The 21,299-nt window shown below is 70.4% G+C and carries 19 protein-coding genes; 8 read left to right on the top strand and 11 right to left on the bottom strand.

Annotation, left to right across the window (positions count from 1 at the left end; genetic code table 11):
- Window position 1: 1 nt before the first annotated feature.
- Entirely contained in the window at window positions 2-544 is a 543-nt protein-coding gene (locus tag A4W93_RS18115) for a hypothetical protein (RefSeq protein WP_085751936.1), read from the top strand.
- A 121-nt stretch (window positions 545-665) separates the two neighbouring features.
- Here the strand turns inward: A4W93_RS18115 and A4W93_RS18110 are convergent, their stop codons facing one another.
- The 3 genes from A4W93_RS18110 to A4W93_RS18100 are packed head-to-tail and all read right to left on the bottom strand — an operon-like array spanning window position 666 to window position 2,832.
- Window positions 666-1,568, bottom strand: coding sequence for a transglutaminase family protein (locus A4W93_RS18110; protein WP_085751935.1), 903 nt, complete (start codon window positions 1,566-1,568; stop codon window positions 666-668).
- Window positions 1,569-1,600: 32 nt separating this feature from the next.
- Window positions 1,601-1,948, bottom strand: a complete 348-nt coding sequence (locus A4W93_RS18105) for an FKBP-type peptidyl-prolyl cis-trans isomerase (RefSeq protein WP_085751934.1) — start codon at window positions 1,946-1,948, stop codon at window positions 1,601-1,603.
- Between the two features lie 50 nt (window positions 1,949-1,998).
- Complete coding sequence (locus A4W93_RS18100; protein WP_085751933.1) at window positions 1,999-2,832, bottom strand: dioxygenase family protein; 834 nt, start codon at window positions 2,830-2,832, stop codon at window positions 1,999-2,001.
- A gap of 118 nt (window positions 2,833-2,950) precedes the next feature.
- On the opposite strand from A4W93_RS18100, the gene A4W93_RS18095 reads away from it, so the two are divergent.
- Window positions 2,951-5,488 carry an ABC transporter permease gene (locus tag A4W93_RS18095; RefSeq protein ID WP_085751932.1) on the top strand — a complete coding sequence of 846 codons (2,538 nt, stop codon included), beginning with the start codon at window positions 2,951-2,953 and terminating at the stop codon, window positions 5,486-5,488.
- On the opposite strand, the gene A4W93_RS18090 is transcribed toward A4W93_RS18095, so the two are convergent.
- Window positions 5,469-6,332: an ornithine cyclodeaminase gene (locus tag A4W93_RS18090; protein ID WP_085751931.1), complete on the bottom strand. Its 864-nt coding sequence runs from the start codon at window positions 6,330-6,332 to the stop codon at window positions 5,469-5,471. The genes A4W93_RS18095 and A4W93_RS18090 overlap by 20 nt on opposite strands.
- 107 nt (window positions 6,333-6,439) lie before the next feature.
- Between A4W93_RS18090 and A4W93_RS18085 the strand changes: the two genes are divergently transcribed.
- On the top strand, window positions 6,440-8,188 hold the full coding sequence (locus tag A4W93_RS18085; RefSeq protein WP_085751930.1) for a methyl-accepting chemotaxis protein: 1,749 nt from the start codon (window positions 6,440-6,442) through the stop codon (window positions 8,186-8,188).
- Window positions 8,189-8,197: 9 nt separating this feature from the next.
- Here A4W93_RS18085 and proX read toward each other — a convergent pair whose 3' ends face one another.
- From proX to A4W93_RS18065, 4 genes are all read right to left on the bottom strand, one after another.
- The gene (gene proX, locus A4W93_RS18080) at window positions 8,198-9,193 is read right to left on the bottom strand and encodes a glycine betaine/L-proline ABC transporter substrate-binding protein ProX (RefSeq protein WP_085751929.1); all 996 of its coding nucleotides are present in this window, start codon (window positions 9,191-9,193) and stop codon (window positions 8,198-8,200) included.
- Between the two features lie 2 nt (window positions 9,194-9,195).
- Window positions 9,196-10,335, bottom strand: a complete 1,140-nt coding sequence (gene proW, locus A4W93_RS18075; protein ID WP_085751928.1) for a glycine betaine/L-proline ABC transporter permease ProW — start codon at window positions 10,333-10,335, stop codon at window positions 9,196-9,198.
- Window positions 10,336-10,352: 17 nt separating this feature from the next.
- Window positions 10,353-11,594, bottom strand: a complete 1,242-nt coding sequence (gene proV / locus A4W93_RS18070; RefSeq protein ID WP_085751927.1) for a glycine betaine/L-proline ABC transporter ATP-binding protein ProV — start codon at window positions 11,592-11,594, stop codon at window positions 10,353-10,355.
- Window positions 11,595-11,934: 340 nt separating this feature from the next.
- Window positions 11,935-12,471 carry a carboxymuconolactone decarboxylase family protein gene (locus A4W93_RS18065; RefSeq protein WP_085751926.1) on the bottom strand — a complete coding sequence of 179 codons (537 nt, stop codon included), beginning with the start codon at window positions 12,469-12,471 and terminating at the stop codon, window positions 11,935-11,937.
- A gap of 79 nt (window positions 12,472-12,550) precedes the next feature.
- On the opposite strand from A4W93_RS18065, the gene A4W93_RS18060 reads away from it, so the two are divergent.
- Entirely contained in the window at window positions 12,551-12,871 is a 321-nt protein-coding gene (locus tag A4W93_RS18060; protein ID WP_085751925.1) for a winged helix-turn-helix transcriptional regulator, read from the top strand.
- Here the strand turns inward: A4W93_RS18060 and A4W93_RS18055 are convergent, their stop codons facing one another.
- Window positions 12,872-13,477 carry a putative glycolipid-binding domain-containing protein gene (locus tag A4W93_RS18055; protein ID WP_085751924.1) on the bottom strand — a complete coding sequence of 202 codons (606 nt, stop codon included), beginning with the start codon at window positions 13,475-13,477 and terminating at the stop codon, window positions 12,872-12,874.
- Window positions 13,478-13,671: 194 nt separating this feature from the next.
- On the opposite strand from A4W93_RS18055, the gene A4W93_RS18050 reads away from it, so the two are divergent.
- From A4W93_RS18050 to A4W93_RS18035, 4 genes are all read left to right on the top strand, one after another.
- On the top strand, window positions 13,672-14,706 hold the full coding sequence (locus A4W93_RS18050; RefSeq protein WP_085751923.1) for an ABC transporter substrate-binding protein: 1,035 nt from the start codon (window positions 13,672-13,674) through the stop codon (window positions 14,704-14,706).
- Window positions 14,707-14,760: 54 nt separating this feature from the next.
- A complete protein-coding gene (locus A4W93_RS18045) occupies window positions 14,761-15,582 on the top strand; it encodes an ABC transporter ATP-binding protein (RefSeq protein ID WP_085751922.1) in 822 nt (273 codons plus the stop codon).
- Window positions 15,579-16,346, top strand: coding sequence for an ABC transporter permease (locus A4W93_RS18040; RefSeq protein ID WP_085751921.1), 768 nt, complete (start codon window positions 15,579-15,581; stop codon window positions 16,344-16,346). Before A4W93_RS18045 ends, A4W93_RS18040 begins: the two co-directional genes overlap by 4 nt.
- 143 nt (window positions 16,347-16,489) lie before the next feature.
- Entirely contained in the window at window positions 16,490-18,946 is a 2,457-nt protein-coding gene (locus A4W93_RS18035; RefSeq protein ID WP_099959931.1) for a chemotaxis protein CheW, read from the top strand.
- Window positions 18,947-19,078: 132 nt separating this feature from the next.
- On the opposite strand, the gene A4W93_RS30445 is transcribed toward A4W93_RS18035, so the two are convergent.
- Together A4W93_RS30445 and A4W93_RS18025 are read right to left on the bottom strand one after the other, a co-directional pair.
- Window positions 19,079-20,620: a methyl-accepting chemotaxis protein gene (locus A4W93_RS30445; protein ID WP_085751919.1), complete on the bottom strand. Its 1,542-nt coding sequence runs from the start codon at window positions 20,618-20,620 to the stop codon at window positions 19,079-19,081.
- 112 nt (window positions 20,621-20,732) lie between these two features.
- A complete protein-coding gene (locus A4W93_RS18025; RefSeq protein WP_085751918.1) occupies window positions 20,733-21,245 on the bottom strand; it encodes a chemotaxis protein CheW in 513 nt (170 codons plus the stop codon).
- Window positions 21,246-21,299: the final 54 nt, after the last annotated feature.

Genomic DNA, 21,299 nt, shown 5'->3' with positions numbered 1-21,299 from the left:
CATGACCGTCCACGTCACCCCCACCCCGGCCGACGTCATCGGCGTGCTGCTGCAGAACCGAGCGTCGGTGAGCCAGCTGCTCGACGCTTACGCGGCGCTCTGCGAACGCGTGGGCGACCCCACCGAGGCCGAGAAGCTGGCCATCGTCGAGCGCATCAGCCTCGAGGTCACGCTGAACACCCAGGTGGAGGAGGAGATGCTGTTCCCCTCGCTGCACGTCGCGGGCATCGACCTGTCACCGTTCCAGGCTTTCCACGACACGGCCTGGGCCCTGATCGCCCAGCTGTCGATGGGCGACCCCGGCGACCTGCGCTTCGACACCAAGGTGCTGGCCCTGGGCCGCGACCTGGTGGGCCGCATGCAGCAGGTGCACGACGTCACGCTGCCCCAGTTGCCGCCGTCCGGCATCGACCTGGGCGAGCTGGGCGCGCGCATGCTGGCGCGCAAGGCGCACCTGATGGAGGCGTTCGACCGGCCGGCGGAGGATGACGAGGACGAGGACGACGATCCGGTGGGGCGGCCCGTGTCGGGGACGCTTCATTGAGTCCCCCCAGTCGCTTCGCTCCTGCCCCCGAGGGACGCCCCGGGTCGGCCGGGAGACCCGTCCTCGCGGGTGGCTTGATCGGTCGGCTTCGCTGCGCTTGCCTTTCGTTCGGCGGTCGGGGTCAGACGCGCCGGACCCGCACGTCCACCGTCATGCCCAGGTAGGCGTCCGGTTCGCCGTACCAGCTGCCCGAGATGGGTGCGGCCAGCCGCGGGTCGCGGGCGACGCCCACCCGCACGAGCTGCGAGCCGCCGGTGAGGTTGTTCGTGGGATCGAAGGGCACCCAGCCGGCGCCGGGCAGGTAGGCCTGGAGCCAGGCGTGGGTGGCGCCGGCGCCGACGGTGTCCGACGGGGTCTCGTTCTCGCCCTCGATGGCGGCGCGGTCGAGGGCCGGGTCGTACAGGTAGCCCGACACGAAGCGGGTCGCCACGCCCAGGCGGCGCGCGGCCTCCATCATCAGCAGCGCGAAATCGCGGCAGCTGCCGCTCCGGTTGGCCAGGGTGTCGAGTGGCGTTTGCGTGCCTTCCTCGTCCCGGCCGGCGTAGGTGAACTCGTTCTTGATGAACTGGTTCATCGCGACCAGCAGGTCGCGCGTGCCGGTGGGGCCGTCGGTGCGGATGAACTGCCGCGCCCACGTGGACAGCCTCCCGAACGGGTCGTCGTAGTGCGGACGCAGGTACTGTTCGAGGTCAAAACGTTCCTCGACTGAATACGAGAAGGGGAAGAACTCGGCGCCGGGCGACAGCGGCAGCTCGAGGTTGTTGGTCACCGCGTGCTCGATGCGGAAGCTGCAGACGATGCGCAGTTCCTCGGCCTCGCCGAGCGGCGTCACGAGGGCCACCGAATTCGAGTGGGGATCCTGGATCAGCCGCACGGCGGCCTCGGGGCTCACGACCAGGTCGGTCGCGAGCACCCGCAGGTCGTGGCTGTCGCGCGGGCGGAACATCACGCGGTGCTCCCCGAACGTCACCGGCTTGCGGTAGCGGTAGGTGGTGGTGTGCGTGATGTCGTACTGGATCGTCATGGGAGACGGGCCGCGCGATGCCGGGGGGGCGGTCAGACGCCCAGCAGTTCGACTTCGAACATCAGCGTGGCGTTCGGCGGGATCACGCCGCCGGCGCCGCGGGCGCCGTAGCCCAGCTCGGGCGGGATCACCAGCACGCGGGTGCCGCCGACCTTCATGCCCTGCACGCCTTCGTCCCAGCCGCGGATGACCATGCCGGCGCCGAGGCCGAACTCGAACGGATCGTTGCGGTCCTTGCTGCTGTCGAACTTGGCGCCCTTGACGCCGTTGTTGTAGAGCCAGCCGGTGTAGTGCACGGTCACGTGCTGGCCGGCCTTCGCTTCGTCGCCCGTGCCCGGGACGGTGTCTTCGTATTGCAGGCCGGAGGCGGTGGTTTGCATGGCGTTTCCTGTGTGCGGTGAGAAAGCCGCAATGCTAACCGCCCCCCGTGTCACAACGCCGCCGCCAGGGCCGATGCCGACGGTCCGAACGCGTAGACGTCCATCCCGAGGCAGCCGTAGGTGACGCCCTCGTGCAGCCGCAGCGGCGCGGTGGCCTCGCCGCCGGCGCCGGCCGCCACGAACCACGGCAGCAGGTGTTCGTCGGTGGGGTGCATGTCCGCGGCCGACGGAGCCAGGCGGCGGTAGTTCCACAGCGCCGGCCAGTCGCGGGCGGCGCTCCGTTCGGCGAACCAGTCGCGGAAGCCGCGGCTCTCGGGAATCTCCGGCGCACCGACGTCGGCACGGCCCTGCGCGAACACGCGGCGCAGGTTGTGCGTGATGCTGCCGCTGCCCATCACCAGCACCCCTTCGTCCGACAGCGCGGCCAGCGCCTGGCCGAACGCGAACTGCTCGGCCGGCGGGCGGTGGGGCATCCAGGCGAGCGGAAGCACGGGGATGTCGGCCTCCGGGTACATGAAGCGCAGCATGCTCCAGATGCCGTGGTCCAGCCCGCCCTGGTCGAGCACGTGCGCCCGTTCACCAGCCTCGCCCAGCAGGGCGGCCACCCGCGGCGCGAGTTCGGGGGCGCCCGGAGGGTTGTACTGGAGCTGGTAGAGCGCGTCGGGGAAGCCGCCGAAGTCGTACACGGCGTGCTGGCGGGCCGAGGCGAGCAGCACCGGCTCGCGGGCCGTGCTGTGGGCAGAGACGGCCAGCACCGCCTTCGGCCGGCCGAAGGCGCGGTCGATGGCGGGGCCGAGGCGCGCGACGAACTCGCCGGTGGCGCCGGGTTCCAGCGCGAGCATCGGCGAACCGTGGGACAGGAAAAGCGGGGGCAGGGTGTTCATCGGGAAATTACAGCACCGGGGGATGGGGCGACCGTTCGGTGGATTTGCACGCGGCGTTCGATCGGGTTGTGCCGGATCGGTTAACGTCGCCGGCATTGCTCCCGAACGCCGTACGCCCATGACCACGCCCCCGCCGCCTGCCGTTTCCGTCTGGACCCTCGCCTGGCGGCAGCTCTGGCGCGACTTCCGCGCCGGCGAACTGCGCCTGCTGGTGGTGGCCGTGATGCTGGCCGTGGCCGCGCTCGCCGCCGTGGGCTTCTTCGCCGACCGCCTGAACCAGGGCCTTGCCCGGGACGCCCGCCAGCTGCTGGGCGGCGACGCCATCGTGGCGAGCGACCAGCCCACGCCGGCCGCCTTCGCCGAGCAGGCGCGCACGCGCGGCCTGCAGACGGTTCGCACCACGGGTTTCCCGAGCATGGGCCGGGCGCCCGACGACAAGGGCGGGGCGTCGCGGCTGGTGTCGGTGAAGGCGGTGACGGCCGGCTACCCGCTGCGCGGGCAACTGACGCTGGGCCAGGCCGCCTCGGACGAGGGCACCCCGTCCAATGCCGCGCCCGCGCCGGGCACGGTGTGGGTCGACCCCGGCCTGCTCGAGTCGCTGCAGCTGAAGGTGGGCGACCCGCTGCTGCTCGGGGACGCGTCCCTCACCATCGCCGCCGTGATCCTTCAGGAGCCCGACCGGGGCGCCGGCTTCCTGAGCTTCTCGCCGCGGGTGATGCTCAACGAGGCCGACCTCGCCGCCACCGCACTGATCCAGCCGGCCAGCCGCGTCACCTACCGCCTGGCCGTGGCCGGCACCGATCCCGCCGTGGCCGGCTTCGTGGCCTGGGCCGACGCGCAGGTCAAGACGGGGTCGCTGCGCGGCGTGCGCGTGGAGTCGCTCGAGAACGGCCGCCCGGAGATGCGCCAGACGCTCGACCGGGCGTCGAAGTTCCTGAACCTCGTGGCGCTGCTGGCCGCACTGCTGGCGGCCGTGGCCGTGGGCATCGCCGCGCGCGACTTCGCGAACCGCCACCTCGACGACTGCGCGATGCTGCGCGTGCTGGGTCTGTCGCAGCGCACCATCGCGCTGCAGTACCTCGTCGAGTTCGTGTTCGTGGGCGCCATCGCGAGCCTGGGCGGCGTGCTGCTGGGCTACGCGGTGCACCACGTGTTCGTCGTGCTGCTGGCCGGGATCGTGAAGGCCACGCTGCCGGCGGCGAGTCTTTGGCCCGCGCTGTTCGGCGTGGGCGTGGGCTTCACGCTGCTGATGGGTTTCGGGCTGCCGCCGGTGCTGCAGCTGGCCCAGGTGCCGCCGCTGCGCGTGATCCGCCGCGACGTGGGCGCGCTCAAGCCCGCGTCGCTCGCCGTGCTGGCGGCCGGGGCGATCGGCTTCGCGGCGCTGCTGCTCGCCGTGTCGTCGGACCTCAAGCTGGGGCTGATCGCGGTGGGCGGGTTCGCCGGCGCCGTGGTGGTGTTCGCCGCGCTGTCGTGGGTGGCCGTGCAGGTGCTGCGCCGGGCCGTGCCCGACTCGCGCGCGCCGCGCTGGCTCGTGCTGGCCACCCGGCAGATCGCCGCGCGGCCGGCGTTCGCCGTGCTGCAGGTGTCGGCGCTCAGCGTGGGGCTGCTCGCGCTGTGCCTGCTGGTGCTGCTGCGCACCGACCTGATCTCCAGCTGGCGCCAGGCCACGCCGCCCGACGCGCCCAACCGCTTCGTGATCAACGTGATGCCGGAGCAGGGCGAGGGCTTCCGGGCGCTGCTGGACGAGGCCGGCGTGAAGAAGTACGACTGGTACCCGATGATCCGGGGCCGCCTGGTGGCCGTGAACGGCAAGGCCGTGGACCCGGAGTCGATGACCGACGACCGCGCCAAGCGCCTGCTCGACCGCGAGTTCAACCTGAGCCACGCCGCCGCGATGCCCCAGCACAACACGCTCGTGCAGGGCCTGTGGACGCCGGAGGAGGACGGGGCGGTCAGCGTGGAGGAGGGCCTCGCCGAGACGCTGAAGCTGAAGATGGGCGACACGCTGCGGTTCGACATCGCCGGGCAGATGTCCGAGGCGCGCATCACCAGCCTGCGCAAGCTCGACTGGGGCTCGATGCGCGCGAACTTCTTCGTGATGTACCCGAAGGCCGAGATGCCCGACCTGCCGTCCACTTACATCGCGGCCTTCCGCGCGCCCGACGTGCCCGGCTTCGACAACCGCCTGAGCCACGACTTCCCGAACATCACGAACGTGGACGTGTCGCAGTCCATCGGCCAGCTGCAGCGGGTGCTCGACCAGGTGGTGCGGGCGGTCGAGTTCCTCTTCGGCTTCACGCTGGCCGCCGGCCTCGTCGTGCTGTTCGCGGCCGTCACGGCCACCCGCGAGGCGCGGTCGCGCGAGTTCGCGGTGATGCGCGCGCTGGGTGCCAGCGCGAAGCTGCTGGGCCAGGTGCAGCGCGCCGAGCTGCTGGGCGTGGGTGCGCTGGCGGGGTTCCTGGCCTCGGGTGCGGCGATGGCGGTGGGCTGGGCGCTCGCGAAGTTCGTCTTCCAGTTCACCTGGACGCCGTCGCCGTGGGTGCCGCTGGCCGGCGCGACGGCCGGCGCGGTGCTGGCGCTGGCGGCCGGCTGGTGGGGCCTGCGCGAGGTGCTGCGCAAGCCGGTGGTGGAGACGCTCAGGGCTGCGGCGTTGTGAACACCAGCACCGCGGCGGCGAGGTCCTCCAGCGCGGAGCCCACCGACTTGAACACCGTGCGTTCCGCCGCGCTCGTGCGGCCGGGCGACTCGCCCCGGCACAGCGCCTCCAGCGTGCCCTTCACGTCGCCGGCGGCGAACACGCCCAGCGACATCGGCCCCAGCAGTTCGCCGCTCTTGACCAGCGCCTCGGGCGTGTCGACGTAGAGCGACGCGCCGCGGAAGCAGTCGTCGTCGGCCTCGCGCATCCGCGGCGTGAAGCTGCCGATGAGGTCCAGGTGGCTGCCGGGCGCGAGCCATTCGCCCTTCACGACCGGTTCGGTGGCGAGGGTGGCGCAGCTGACGATGTCGGCCTCCCGCACCGCCGTCTCCAGGTCGATGCCGCAGCCGCGGAACCACACGGTCACGTGCTCGATCGGGAGCACGGCGCGGTACGCGTCGGCCAGCAGGCTGCCCACGCGGCCCCGGCCCACGACCACCAGGCGTTTCGAATCCGGGCGGGCGAGCCTGGAGGCCGCGAGGGCGGATGCCCCGGCCGTGCGCCGCGCGGTGATCTCGTTGCCGTCGATCTGCGCGAGCGGCTCGCCCGTGGTGGCGTCGTACAGCACGTAGGTGGCGAACAGACCGGGCAGGCCGCGCTTGGCGTTGCCGGGGAAGATGTTGATGGTCTTGATGCCCAGGTAGCCGCCCTGCCACGCCGGCATGATCAGCACCGTGCCGCCGGGCGGCGTGTGCACGTGGCGGGAGGGCACCTCGGCGCCGTCGGCGAAGGCGCGGGCCAGCGCGGGAACCAGGCGGTCGAAGGGCAGCGCGGCCCGGGTGGTGTCGGTGTCGAAAATCTTCATGCCGGGCCAGGATACCCGGGCGAACCGCGGAGCGCCGGGGTGGATTCGCGCTCAAGTCGACGCGTACGGTGCCGATGACGTGAACGTTATCAGTACAAACCCGAATCATGAACCACCATTCCAACCTCACCTTGCGGAAGAAACTCATCGGGTTGATCTTCTTCTTCGTCGTCACCCTGCTCGCCGTGGGCGCCATCGGCATGCAGCAGCTCCAGCGCCTGAGCCACCAGCAGCGGGCGATGTACACCGACACGGTGAAGCCGTTGCGCGTGGTCGTCGATGCCGCCCGCCAGGGCGCCACGCACTTCCGGCGCATGTACGTCTACATCTGGAACACCGATGCGAAGGCGCGTGCGGGCGAACTGAAGTTCAACGAGGACAGCGAGAAATCGGTGCTCGAGGCGATGGACGTGCTGAAGAAGGAGACGGACGACCCCGCGCTGCGCGAACTGGGCGGCAAGCTCGAGTCGACGTGGGCCGAGTACAAGGCGGCCGTCGCGAACATCCAGGCGATGGCCGACCGGAACGACCCGAACGCGATGACCGAGCTGCACAAGGACAGCGCCCGCCTGCACATCGCGGTGCGCACCGTGCTGCTGGACGCCGCCAAGCGCCAGGAAGAGCTGGCCCGCCTCGACACCGAATCCGCCGCCGCGGCGGTGGACCGCACGTTCTGGACGCTGTCGGGCCTCATCCTGCTGGCCGTCGTGGGCGGCTGCGTGCTGGGCACGTGGCTCGTGCGTTCGATCATGCGCCAGCTGGGCGGCGAGCCGGACTATGCCGCCGAGATCGCCCAGGAAGTGGCGAAGGGCAACCTGGCCGTGTCGGTGAACCTGAAGGCCGGTGACGACAGCAGCGTGCTGGCCGCGATGGACACCATGCGCGCCCGCCTCGCCGACCTGGTGAGCCAGGTGCGCCAGTCGAGCGAATCGATCGCCACGGGCGCGAGCCAGATCGCCTCGGGCAACGCGGACCTGAGCCAGCGCACCGAGGAGCAGGCCTCGAACCTCGAGGAGACCGCGGCGTCGATGGAGGAGATGAACTCCACCATCAAGCAGAGCGTCGACACCATGGGGGCGGCCTCGCAGCTGGCCCAGTCCGCGAGCGTGACCGCCACGCGCGGCGGCGAGGTGGTGCGCAACGTCGTGCAGACGATGGAGGAGATCACGGGCAGCTCGCGCAAGATCGGCGACATCATCGGCGTGATCGACGGCATCGCGTTCCAGACGAACATCCTCGCGCTCAATGCCGCGGTGGAAGCCGCGCGTGCGGGTGAACAGGGCCGCGGCTTCGCGGTCGTCGCGGGTGAAGTGCGTTCGCTCGCGCAGCGCAGCGCCGAGGCCGCGAAGGAGATCAAGTCGCTGATCGGCGAGAGCGTGACGAAGGTCGAGGCCGGCTCGCAGCTGGTCAACGAGGCCGGCAGCACGATGGACGACCTCGTGGGGCAGGTGCGCCGCGTCGCCGACCTGATCGGCGAGATGGGCACGGCCACGCAGGAGCAGGGCCAGGGCATCTCGCAGGTCAACGAGGCGGTCAACCAGCTCGACCAGATGACGCAGCAGAACGCCGCGCTCGTCGAGGAATCGGCCGCGGCTGCCAGCAGCCTGAGCGTTCAGGCCGACAAGCTGGTGCAGCTGGTGAGCGTGTTCCAGCTGGCGCGTGGCGAAGCACGTCCGGTCCTGGCGCCGGCGCCGGCACCGGTGCGTCCCGCGGCGGTCACGCCCGTGGTTCGTGTGGCCGAGCCGAAGCCGGTGCTGAAGCCGAAGCCCGTGGCGGCGCCGGCTCCGGTGTCCGCAGCGCCGTCCCCGGCGCCTGCGGTCTCGGCCCCGGCGAGCGACGACTGGGAAACCTTCTGACGCCTGGCGTCAGCGCGCCGCGGCGAGGGCCTCCGCGATCCACCCGTCGAACACGGGCTGGTGCGCGCGGATCCAGCCGTCGGCGTGGCGCTCGACATCCCGCTGGGTGTTGGCCCCCTGGCTCATGCGCAGGTTCTGCGCGTTGATGTCGGCGATGGGCAGCCGCATGACTTCGAAGAGGCGCGCGGCCGCCGGGTTCTTCTCGATGAAGGCCCGGTTCGCCACGATCTGCTGCTGGTCGGCGGGGAAGCCGTAGTCCTTCCCGTTCGGCTGGCGCGTGTCCGACGCGCCGCCGGCCGGCATCTGCAGCCACACGACGTCCGACCCCGGGCGCAGCACGGCGCTGACCCAGTACGGCGTCCACGTGTAGTAGAGGATGGGCTGGCCTTGCTTGTAGCGGGTCATCGTGTCGGCCATCAGCGCCGCGTAGCTGCCCTGGCGGTGCGTGATGCTGTCGCGCAGGCCGTGGGCGGCGAGGTGCTGCTCGATGGCCTGCTCGCAGCCCCAGCCGGGGTTGCAGCCCGTGAGGTCGGCGCGGCCATCGCCATCGGTGTCGAAGAGCTTCGCGATGGCGGGGTCCTTGAGCTGGTCGATGTGCGTGATGCCGTGGCGCTCGGCCGTGGCCCGGTCGATCAGGTAGCCCTGGACCGCGCCTTCGGCGTACACACCGCCCCGCACGAGCTTCGCGTCACCGCCGCTGTTCTCGTAGAACGAGGCGTGCAGGCGGTGCCAGTGGTTGGCCATGAACGTGGCGTCGCCGTTGGCGATGGCCAGGTGTTCGGTGGCCGGTTCCAGGTCCTTCATCGGCAGCACGGTGTAGCCGAGCTTCTCGAGCGCGCGGTTCACCAGCAGCGTCTGGAACGCCTCTTCCGCGAGCGAGCTTTTCAGTGGCTGCACGGTGATGCCCTGGCCGGGCAGGGACCCGGCGAGCGCCTGCGTGGCGATGCCGAAAGCGAGGAGGGCACCACCCAGCAGGTGGCGCACGAGGGAACGGGTTGCTTGCATGTTCAGGACTCCTTCAGCGCGGGCGCCGGTTCGGCTTCTTCGGGACGGGCCGGGCGCAGCAGGCGCTGCAGCCCGCGCAGCAGGAAACCCACCGGGCCGCCGTGCCACCAGCGGTGGCCGCCGCGGCGCGGCTGGCCCATGGCCTGGGTCAGGCGGTCGAGCGTGATCGCGAGCAGGACGATGCCCAGGCCACCCACGGTCGCGAGGCCCATGTCCAGACGGCCGATGCCGCGCAGCACCATCTGGCCGAGGCCGCCCACGGCGATCATCGACGCGATCACCACCATCGACAGCGACAGCATCAGCGCCTGGTTGATGCCGGCCATGATCGACGGCATCGCGAGCGGCAGCCGCACCTTCACCAGCATCTGCCACGGCGACGCACCGAAGGCGCGGGCGGCCTCGATCAGGTCGGGCCGCACCTGGCGCAGGCCCAGGTTCGTCAGGCGCGCGAGCGGCGCGATCGCGAACACGATGGTCACGATGACGCCGGGCACGTTGCCGATGCCGAACAGCATCACCACCGGCACGAGGTAGACGAAGGCGGGCGTGGTCTGCATCGCGTCGAGCACCGGGCGCATGAACCGCTGGGCGCGGTCGCTGCTGGCCAGCAGCACGCCGAGCGGCAGGCCCACCAGCAGGCAGAACAGCAGCGAGGTCAGCACGAGCGACAGCGTCACCATCGCCTCGGACCAGATGCCCAGGGCCGACACGGCCAGCAGCGAGAGTCCCGTGCCGACCGCGATCTTGCGGCCGGCGAACTGCCAGGCCAGCAGCGTGATCAGCGCGAGCATCGGCAGCGGGGGCAGGGCGTGGAGCAGGCCTTGCACCGAGGTCAGCGTGCCGTCGATGGGCGCACGCACGGTCTGGAAGAAGGGGCGCAGGTGTTCCACCGTCCAGCCGAGGCCCTGGTTGATCCAGGCTTCGAGCGGCAGCGAGCCGTCGAGCAGCTGCTGCAGCGGGTGGGTGGGTGTGGTGGCGAGGGCCGTCGGGTCGGCGGGCGCGTCCAGCCACGCGGTGGACGTCGTGGCATCGGGCGCGGCGGCCAGCGCCTCCCACGGATCGAGCGCGGGCGGCTGCGGTGTCGGGACGAAAAACTGGGAGGGGGTCGCCAGGTCGACGGTCTGGGGCATGTCGTTCATCGGGGGACTCCTTCGGTTCAGTGGGCGAGGGCCGCGGCGGGGCGCGTGGCGGGGTCGATCGGCGGGGTGTCGCGGTCGAGGAACTTGAGCAGCGTGGTCTTGCTGATCACGCCACAGAAGCGCCCGTCACCGGCGACGACCGGCACCGCGCACGGCGACTGGGCCACCTGGCCCACGAGGCCGGCCACCGCGGCGTCGGCCGTGATCGGCTCCAGGCCGTCGAGGAACGCGTGCTGCAGGCCGAGCGGGCCCACATGGCCATCGAGGGCCGAGCGCAGCGTGTCGGCGGACACGGTGCCGAGGTAGCGTTTCGACGGGCTCAGCACGTAGGCGAAGTCGCGGTCCTGGTCTTCCAGCTGCTTGAGCGCCGCTCGGGCGCCGCGATCCTGGTGTTCGGCGATCAGCGTGAGCGGCTGGCGCGCGATGTCGGAGGCCTTGAACACCGCGGCCGCGTCGACGCCGCGCACGAAGCTGCGCACGAAGTCGTCGGCCGGGTGGCGGAGGATCTCGTCGGGCGTGCCCACCTGCACCACCTCGCCGTCCTTCATGATCGCGATGCGGTCGCCAATGCGCATGGCCTCGTCGAGGTCGTGCGAGATGAAGACGATGGTGCGGCGGCGCACCTGCTGCAGCCGGAGCAGCTCCGACTGCATCTCGGAGCGGATGATCGGGTCGAGCGCCGAGAAGGCCTCGTCCATCAGCAGGATGGCGGGGTCCGACGCGAGCGCGCGGGCCAGGCCCACGCGCTGCTGCATGCCACCCGAGAGTTCGTCGGGATAGCTGTCGCCCCAGCCGGCGAGGCCCACCTGCGCCAGCGCCAGGTCGGCCGCCACGAGCCGCTCCTGTCGGCCCGTGCCGGCGAGTTCGAGGCCGAAGGCGGTGTTGTCGCGCACGGTCATGTGCGGCATCAGCGCGAAGGACTGGAAGACCATGCCGATGTCCTTGCGGCGCAGCGCGCGCAGCTTCGCATCGGTGTGGCCGTTGATGTCGTCGCCGTCGATCACGATGCGCCCGGCCGTGGGTTCGATCAACCGGTTGAGCAGCCGCACGAGGGTCGACTTGCCCGAGCCCGACAAGCCCATGATCACGAAGATCTCCCCGGCCTGGATCTCGAAAGAGGCGTCGAACACGCCGATCGACTGGCCGGTGCGGGCGAGGATCTCCTGCTTGGAGAGCCCCTGGCGCACGAGCGCGAGGGCGTCTTCCGGGTGGTCGCCGAAGACCTTGAAGACGTGATCGATGTGGATGGACTTGGCCATGTGCCGTGGCTCCTTTCGTGAAGGGTGGACAGGACACCGCCCGGTGCACGGACGGCGGCGGTCACGCCATCAGCCGCGAGGGCTGCCGACGGGCACTGAAGACACGAAAGGCGAAGCCAGTGCCCGCGGGAGGCTTCGGGGACGGACGGCGGGCCTGGTCAAAGGGTCGCCGCCCGGGCGAGCCTGGCGTGGCAATGGGGCTGGATGCACCAGCCGGAGAGAAACGACAGAGACCTGCACCGCGACGGGATTCGGAGATCCGCGAGTAGTGCGAGGGCGATCCAACATAACCGTTGGATCGACTTGCGAGTGTTAATGATAACTTCTGGATCTGGATGGGTCAAGTCGGAAAGCGTGCCGCCCCCGGTTCCAGCGGCAGTTGCAAGCCGTTGGCCACCAGGCTGACGGTGCGGTAGAACCCGGCCAATGCAAGGATTTCCAGTACCTGGGTGTCGTCGAAGAAGCTGTGGAGGCGGTCCCACGCAGGGTCGTCCAGGCGGCTGGCGGCGTGGAGGCGGTCGCAGCTGGCCAGCAGCGCCGCTTCGGCGTCGGTCCAGTCGGCCGGTCCACCGAGCACGGTGGCGGCGATCTGAACGTCGGTCAGCTCCGCTTTCTGGGCAAAGAAGCGGACGTGCACGCCCCACTCGTACTCGCAGAAGTTCAGGGCACAGGTCCTCAGGATCACGATTTCCCGGTGGCGCAGCGACAGCGGTCCGGGGTCGAGCAACGATCCCGCCAGGAACTTGCCGAACACCCGGGGCGAACGGGCCAGCGTTCGGAAGAGCACCAGCGGCTCCACGCCGGGAGGTGTGAGGTGGTCCAGCGCCGCCTGAACTTGCGGGGGATGCGGCGGTGTGGCGGGGGCGATGCGGGTCATGGGTGTCTCCGTTTGCTATGGAATTCGTAGCATGACACGCATCCGTCCGATTTGCTACTGTTTTGGTAGCATCGGGGCCATGAGCACCCCGTCGCCCGAAGCCGTCCAGTTCGCCAAATCCGCCATCAACGAGGCGATGGACATCCTGCAGCGCCGCTGGACGCTGCGCCTGCTGTGGGAGCTGAAGGGCGCGACGCTGACCTTCCGCGCGCTCCAGGCGCAGTGCGGCGAGGTGTCGCCGAGCGTGCTGAACCAGCGCCTGGCCGAGCTGCGCGAGGCGGGGCTGGTCGAGCGTGGGGAGGGCGGCTACGCGTTGACGTCGATGGGAGTCGAGCTCACCACGGCCTTTTCGCCGCTCACCGCCTGGGCGGTGCGATGGAAGCAGTCGCGCGAGGCCTGATCAGGCCGCCGGACGGCGCCGCCAGTACGGCGGGTAGTGCAGCACGAAGCCGTCGGCGTCGACCTCCAGTTCGGCGGTGAAGCCGTCGTCGACGCGGTGGTAGCCCGGTGCCTCCGACGGCGCCGCGTACGAGGCCCCCGGCACGAGTTCGTAGCGGAAGTGCCCTGGCTCCAGCGCGGTGTAGCGCTGCGCCACCGGCACCACCACCAGTTCGGGCAGGCGGATGTACGCCATCGTGAAGTCGTGGCGCTGCCCCGGTGTCCAGGCCGAGCGGCGGATCGGCAGCGTGTTGGTGAGCGGCGTGGCCATGATGTCGATGTCGACCGCCGCGGCGAGGTCGGGCCGCGCCTGGCCGTCGGCCCACCAGCCGGCCTCGTCGTGGCACAGCGTCAGGTGGTGCATGGTGCTGCCGAGGGCCGTGCGCAGCGTGACGTCGCGGAAGACCCAGTCGGGGTCGCAGGTCAGCTGGTAGCGCAGGTCGAGCGTGTCGCCGTCCCAGGCGACCACCGCGTGGCCCTCGACGACGTGGAAGCCGCCCGGCTCGCGCGACACCACCGCCACGTCGAGTCCGGGTCGTTCCAGCCATTCCCACACGAGCATGCCCATGGGCCGGACTGTAGGCGTGCCGGGGTGCACACGACGCCGTCAGGGTCGATGGCGCTGCATCGTGGGGCGGCACGCCCGGCGTCCGAGCATCGCACCACCATGGCGCGCACTGTGACGGTGCGTTAACGTGCGCATGCTTCTTGCAGAAGGTTGGCTCCAACAATTCTTCCCACCCTCGTTGGAGTTCTCCCGCAATGGCCCTGACCAAACGCAGCTTGCTCGCCACCCTCGCTGCCTCGCTGTTCGCCTTCGCCGCCCCCGTCGTCCACGCCCAGGAAACTCCGATCAAGTTCCAGCTCGACTGGCGCTTCGAAGGCCCCGCGGCCCTGTTCCTCGTGCCGGCGGCCAAGGGCCACTTCAAGGCCGAGAAGCTCGACGTCACCATCGACGCCGGCAACGGCTCGGGCGGCACGGTCACGCGCGTGGCGTCGGGCACGTACGACATGGGCTTCGCCGACCTGGCCGCGCTGATGGAGTTCCACGCGAACAACCCCACGGCGCCGAACAAGCCGGTGGCCGTGATGATGGTCTACAACAACACGCCGGCCGCGGTGCTCGCGCTGAAGAAGTCGGGCATCAAGACGCCGGCCGACCTGAGCGGCAAGAAGCTCGGCGCCCCGGTGTTCGACGCCGGCCGCAAGGCCTGGCCCATCTTCGCGAAGGCGAACCAGGTCACCAACGTGGCCTGGACCGCGATGGACCCGCCGCTGCGCGAGACCATGCTCGTGCGCGGTGACATCGACGCCATCACCGGCTTCTCGTTCACGTCGCTGCTGAACCTCGAGGCCCGTGGCGTGAAGGCCGAGGACGTGGTGATCCTGCCGTACCCGCAGTACGGCGTGAAGCTGTACGGCAACGTGGTGATCGCCTCCGAGTCGTTCCTGAAGAAGAACCCCGAGGCCGTGAAGGCGTTCCTGCGCGCGTTCACGAAGGGCGTGAAGGACACCATCGCCGACCCGAAGGCCGGCATCGCGACGGTCAAGGCGCGTGACGGCATCATCAACGAGGCCCTGGAACTGCGCCGCCTGAACATGGCCCTCGACGCGACGGTGGTCACGCCCGACGCGCGCGCCGAAGGCTTCGGCGCCGTCAACCCGGGCCGCCTGAGCCTGATGGCCAGCCAGGTGTCCGATGCCTTCGGGACGAAGGAGCGTGTCAGCGCGGCGGCGGTGTGGACCGATGCCTTCCTGCCGTCGGCCGCCGAACGCGACATCTTCAAGAAGAAGTAAGCAAGGCCCTGCCGGTCGCTCGCGCGCGACCGGCTCCCCCTTCCGGATTTCCCCATGGCATTCGTAGATTTCAGCAACGTCTGGCTCGCGTACAACGACGAGCTGCTGGCGAAGTCCCAGTTCGCGGTCGAAGACATCTCGATGAAGGTCGAGCAGGGCGAGTTCATCGCCATCGTCGGCCCGTCGGGGTGTGGCAAGTCCACCTTCATGAAACTCGCGACGGGGCTCAAGATGCCGTCGCGGGGCAACATCCTGATCGACGGCCAGCATGTCACCGGCCCGCTCAAGATCACCGGCATGGCCTTCCAGTCGTCGTCGCTGCTGCCCTGGCGCACGACGCTGCAGAACGTGCTGCTGCCGCTCGAGATCGTGGAGCCGCACCGGTCGCAGTTCCGCGCCCGCCGAGCCGAGTATGAAGAGAAGGCCCGCAAGCTGCTGCAGAGCGTGGGCCTCGGCGGCTACGAGGACAAGTTCCCGTGGCAGCTGTCGGGCGGCATGCAGCAGCGCGCGTCGATCTGCCGCGCGCTGATCCACGAACCCAAGATGCTCCTGCTCGACGAGCCGTTCGGCGCGCTCGACGCGTTCACGCGCGAGGAGCTGTGGTGCATCCTGCGCGACCTGTGGACCGTGCAGAAGTTCAACGTCATCCTGGTCACGCACGACCTGCGCGAGGCCGTGTTCCTCGCCGACACTGTCTACGTGATGAGCCGCAGCCCGGGCCGCCTGCTCGTGCGCCGCGAGATCGACCTGCCGCGCCCGCGCGAGCTGGCCGTCACGTACTCGAAGGAGTTCACCGACATCGTGCTCGAGCTGCGCGAACACATCGGTGCCATCCGCAAGCCCCTGGGCAACGCCTCGGTGGAGGTGGCGCAATGACCCGCAAGCAACGTGAACAGTGGGCGCCGTGGGTGCTGCTCGTCGCCGTGCTCGCGCTGTGGGAGCTGCTGTGCCGCGGCTTCGACATCTCCGATTTCATCTTCCCGTCGCCGTCGACCATCGCGCGCCAGCTGTGGGAACACCACTCGGTGATCGGCGCGCACGCGTGGCGCACCTTCTGGGTCACGATGGTGGGCTTCGGCCTGTCGATCGTGGTGGGTGTGCTGCTCGGTTTCCTGATCGGCAGCTCGCGCCTCGCGTACGCCGCCATGTACCCGCTGATGACGGCCTTCAATGCACTGCCGAAGGCGGCCTTCGTGCCGATCCTCGTCGTGTGGTTCGGCATCGGCGTGGGCCCGGCGGTGCTGACGGCCTTCCTGATCTCGTTCTTCCCGATCACCGTGAACATCGCCACGGGCCTCGCCACGCTCGAGCCCGAGCTGGAGGACGTGCTGCGGGTGCTGGGCGCCAAGCGCTGGGACGTGCTGATCAAGGTGGGCCTGCCGCGCTCGATGCCGTACTTCTACGCGTCGCTCAAGGTGGCGATCACGCTCGCCTTCGTGGGCACCACGGTGTCGGAGATGACGGCGGCCAACGAGGGCATCGGCTACCTGCTGATCTCGGCCGGGTCGTCGATGCAGATGGGCCTCGCGTTCGCCGGCCTCGTGGTCGTCGGTGCGATGGCGATGCTGATGTACGAACTCTTCGCGGTGGTGGAAAAACGCACGACCGGGTGGGCACATCGGGGAACGTCCGGGCACTGACGACATCAAGACGGCCCGTTTCGGGCCGAAATTTCCGGAGGGACCGTGAGGTCCCGATGGCCCCGACAACCCCGCGCGGTTCGCCTCGCGGGGTTTGTCGCCTCCGGATTCCGAAAAAGATTCCTTTCCGCAAGGAGTGGTGGATGAGCAAGGTCTGGCGCAAGGGTGTGCCGTTCGATCCCAGCGTGGCCCCGTTGGTGGCCCGCATGGGGCTGGTGGATGAATACCGCGAGACGCTGCAGCGCCTGCACGGTACGTGGGACACGCTCGCGCTGCTGGGGCAGATGAGCGGTTCGATGGCCGAGATCGCCCAGACCCGCGAGCAGTTCCAGTCGCTGAGCCACGTGCTGCTCGACAGCCTCGCGCGCCAGCAGCTGCGCGACGCGCTGCAGTCGCTGCGGGGCACGGCCCAGGTGGCCATCGACGTGCTGGTGCGCAATCTCTTCGAGCGCACGGCCGACGTCGGGTTCCTGTCGACCGACGCCGCGGTGCGCGACCTGGTGGCTGGCCGCCTCGAGCGCGAGGCCCTCGAGGCCCGCTTCGCCGCCTACGTCGCCAAGTACTCGGTGTACGACGACGTGGTCGTGCTCGACGGCGCCGGTTCGGTGCTGGCCCGGCTGGATCGCTCGGCCGCGGGCACGCGGTGCGACGAGGCCTGGGTCGCCGAGGCGCAGCGCCCCGGCGTGCCGTACGTGGAGCGCTTCGGCACGACGTCGCTGCTCGACGGCCGCCGCGGCCTGCTGTACGCCGCGGCGATCCCCGGTGGCGGCGTGCTGTGCCTGTCGTTCCGCTTCGACGACGAGATGGCGCGCCTGTTCGCGCGCCTCTCCGACGACCACGGCGGTTCGGTGGTCGCCCTGCTGGACGGGCAGGGCCGGGTCACGGCCAGCTCCGACACGTGGCAGCTGCCGGTCGGCGTGACCGTGCCGCCGGTGCCCGAGGGCCGCCACGTCGTGCGCCTGGCTGGCCGCGACTACCTCGCCGTGCGCGCCCCGGCCACCGGCTTCCAGGGTTACGACGGCCCCGGCTGGACGGGCCTCGCGCTCGTGCCGGCGGACCTCGCGTTCCCGGACGTGGGCCAGGAAAGCGGCACGCCGCTCGCGCGCGACCTCGACACCCGCGACGTCTTCGACGAGGAGTTGCGTGGCATCCCGTTGCAGGCCGAGGGCATCCAGCGGGCGCTCGCGCAGTCGGTGTGGAACGGCAAGCTGCAGCTCGGCCGCGGCGCCGCCGGCCAGGCCGCGAACGGGCTGGCCGCCGCGCTGCTGAAGGAGGTGAGCGCCACCGGCGACCGCATCCGCACCGTGTTCCGTGACGCCATCGCCCGGCTGCAGGCCACGGCGCTGTCGTCCATCCTGTCGCAGGCCCGCTTCCAGGCGGGGCTCGCGATCGAGATCGTCGACCGCAACCTCTACGAACGTGCGAACGACTGCCGCTGGTGGGCGCTCAGCGACGACCTCGGCCAGGCACTGAAGGACCCCGCCGCCGCGGCCCGGGCCGGCGACGTCCTCAGGCACATCAACGGCCTCTACACCGTCTACTCGCTGCTGGTGCTGTTCGACGCGCAGGGCACGGTCGTCGCGGTGTCGGACCCGTCCCGCGCGGACCTCGTCGGGCAGCCGCTCGACGCCTCGCTCGTGCGTGCGACGCTCGCGCTGCGGGATCCGCAGGCGTACCACGTGACCCCGCACGAGCCCACGCCGCTGGCCGGCGGCGCGTCGACCCTGGTCTACACCGCGGCCCTCGGGACCGCGGGCGGCGTGGCGATCGTCTTCGACGGCGCCGCGCAGTTCACCGCGATGCTGAAGGACGCACTGCCGGATGTGCCGGGTGCGAGCGGCCTGCTGGTCGACCGCGCCGGCCGGGTCGTTGCCACCACGGACGAGCGGTTCGCCGTCGGATCGGTGGCCCCGGTGCCCGCGGCCCTGCTGTCCGGCGAACGGGGGGCTTCGGTCCACGAGGTCGTCGAGATCGACGGCGTGATGTACGCGATGGGAGTCGGCCAGTCGAGCGGCTACCGCGAGTACCGCAGTGGCGGCGACCGCCGTCCGGACGAGCTGATGGCCGTGGTGCTGATGCGCCTCGGCCAGCGGCGATCCGGAGAGGCCGGCGACATGGGCGGGTTCGAGGCGCGTGGCCCGGCCGCCGTGGCGAATCCGCGCGACATCGCCACCTTCGTGGTCGCCGGCGCCTGGCACGGGCTGGCCGCCGAATCGGTGGAGCAGGGCCTGTCCGCGCGCCATGTCACGCCGCTCCCGAACGCCCGGCCGCACGTGCTGGGCCTCGTGCCCTGGCAGGACGAGATGATCGCCGTGGTGGACCTCGCCGCCTGGCTCACGAACCGGCCCGCGCCGCGCGGCGACGGCCCGCTGATCGTGTGCCGTGCGCCGCGAGGGCGGCGCATCGCGTTGCGGGTGGAGGCGCTCGGGGACGTCCTCGCGGTGGCGTCGGCGTCGTTGCAGGCGTGGCAGTCGCCGGTGGATGGGTCGCCGTTGCACCTGCTGTCGGGGGAGGTGGGCGGGCAGGCGGGGATGCTGACGGTGTTGAGCCTGGACCGGCTGATGGCGGCGGTGGGCGAGGCGCAGGCTGTCGACGCCTGATTCGCGCCCGCAACGGTGCGTCGATGGACGAGTGGGCCCCGGCGAACGACGGGATCCACTGCGGCCACAGCGCGCCATCCATGAAAAAAGCCCCGGCACGCCGGGGCTTTCGTCTTGAAGGGGGTGCCCGGTTCAGAGCTTGAACACGGCCACCACTTCCGCGAGGCGCTGCGCCTGGTCCTTCAGGCTCTCGGCGGCCGCAGCGGACTCTTCCACCAGCGCCGCGTTCTGCTGCGTCATCTGGTCGAGCTGCGTGACGGCGGTGTTGACCTGGCCGATGCCTTCGGACTGCTCCGACGACGCGGCGGTGATCTCGCCGATGATGTCGGTCACGCGCTGCACGCTGCCCACGATCTCGCTCATCGTCTGGCCGGCGTCGGCCACCAGGCGCGAACCCGACTCGACCTTCTCGACCGAGGCGTTGATCAGGCCCTTGATCTCCTTGGCCGCGTTGGCCGAGCGCTGGGCCAGGCTGCGCACTTCGGAGGCCACGACCGCGAAGCCGCGGCCCTGTTCGCCGGCGCGGGCCGCTTCCACGGCCGCGTTCAGCGCCAGGATGTTGGTCTGGAAGGCGATGCCGTCGATCACGCCGATGATGTCGGAGATCTTCTTCGAGCTGGCGTTGATCTCGTCCATCGTGCTGACCACTTCGGACACCACGGTGCCGCCACGGGCGGCCACTTCGGCGGCCGACGAGGCGAGCTGGTTGGCCTGGCGGGCGGCGTCGGCGCTCTGGCGCACGGTGCCCGTGAGCTGTTCCATCGACGAGGCGGTCTGCTGCAGGTTCGAGGCGGTCTGCTCGGTGCGGCTCGACAGGTCGGTGTTGCCGCTGGCGATCTCGCTCGAGGCGGTGGTGATGCTGTCGGTGGACGAACGGACGTTGCCCACCACGCGGCCGAGCGATTCGTTCATGTGCTGCAGCGACTTCATCAGCGCACCGAACTCGTCGGTGCGGTCGGTGGCGATGCGGCGGGTCAGGTCACCCTCGGCGATGGCGCCGGCGACTTCGATGGACCGCTGCAGCGGCACGCGGATCGAGCGCACCAGCATGGCGGCCACGAACATGCCGAGGCCGATGATCACGACGGCGCCCACGGTGCCGAGCACCAGGGTCTGCTGGCGGGCGGAGACGCTGTCGGCGGCGGCCTTGTCGGCCTTCGCCTGCTGCAGTTCGCCGAACTTGGCGATGGCGCCGGTGTAGGCGAGGGCGGTGGCGGTGTACTCGCCGCGGACCTGGGCGGCCGCGCCGGCGAAGTCGCCATTCGCCTTGAGCTCGCTGGCCTTCTTGCTGGCGGCCACGAGGGCGCCGCCGAGGCCCTGGATTTCCTTCAGCGCGGCGATGTCGTCGGCGTCGGACGCCTGGTCGGTCAGTTCCTTGCGCAGCTTGGCGATGCGCGGGGTGTCTTTGGCCAGGTTCTCCTTGAAGAGTTCACCGACGGCGCCGTCGGCGCTGATGGACGACGCCATGCCGCGGGTGACGGCGGTGTCGGTCAGGCCCTGCCAGATCAGCGCCTTGGCGAGCACGTCCTGGCGCTGGTCGATCTCGGCGGTGCTGGCCGCGGCGATGGCGTTGGCGCGCCAGATGGTGCCGCCCGCGATGGCGAGCATGGCGACCAGCAGGAAGAGGATGGCGCCCCACAGGCGCTGTGCGATCGGAAGGTTGTTCAGGTTCATCGTGAAAATGCCGGCAAAAAAATGCCACCGATGAACGAAACAGGGCGCGAGCCCGGTTCCGAAAGGTGGCTGGCGCCCTGGAGCTGGCGCGGGGACGGAGGACGAAGAGGTCTTACGCGTCGAACAGGCCCATGTCGGCGCTGGCCATCAGGGCTTCGATGTCCATGAGGATCAGCATGCGTTCGTTGACGTTGCTGATGCCCGTGATGAACGAGGTGTCGACGGCGGAGGCCATCTCCGGGGCGGGGCGGATGGAGTCCTGGTTCAGTTCGAGCACGTCGGACACCGAATCCACCACGGCGCCCACCACGCGGCCGCGCACGTTCAGCACGATCACGACGGTGAAGTCGTTGTACTCGGCGGATTCGCATCCGAGCTTCAGGCGCAGGTCGACGATCGGGACGATCACGCCGCGCAGGTTGACCACACCCTTGACGAACGACGGGGCGTTCGCGATGCGGGTGGGGGCTTCGTACGAACGGATTTCCTGGACCTTCAGGATGTCGATGCCGTACTCTTCCGCGCCGAGGCGGAAGGTCAGGAACTCGCTGCCCGACTGGGAGGCCAGTGCGGCCCGAGCGGCTTCGCTGCGGGCGACGTGGGCGGCTTCGTGAATCATGTCCATGTGAAATCCTCTGGGATGGGTGGGGTGCCGGTGGGGCGTATGGCCTTGACTATC

The sequence above is a fragment of the Piscinibacter gummiphilus genome, assembly GCF_002116905.1.
Lineage (GTDB): Bacteria > Pseudomonadota > Gammaproteobacteria > Burkholderiales > Burkholderiaceae_C > Rhizobacter > Rhizobacter gummiphilus.
This window is presented reverse-complemented; position numbering and strand designations above follow the sequence as displayed.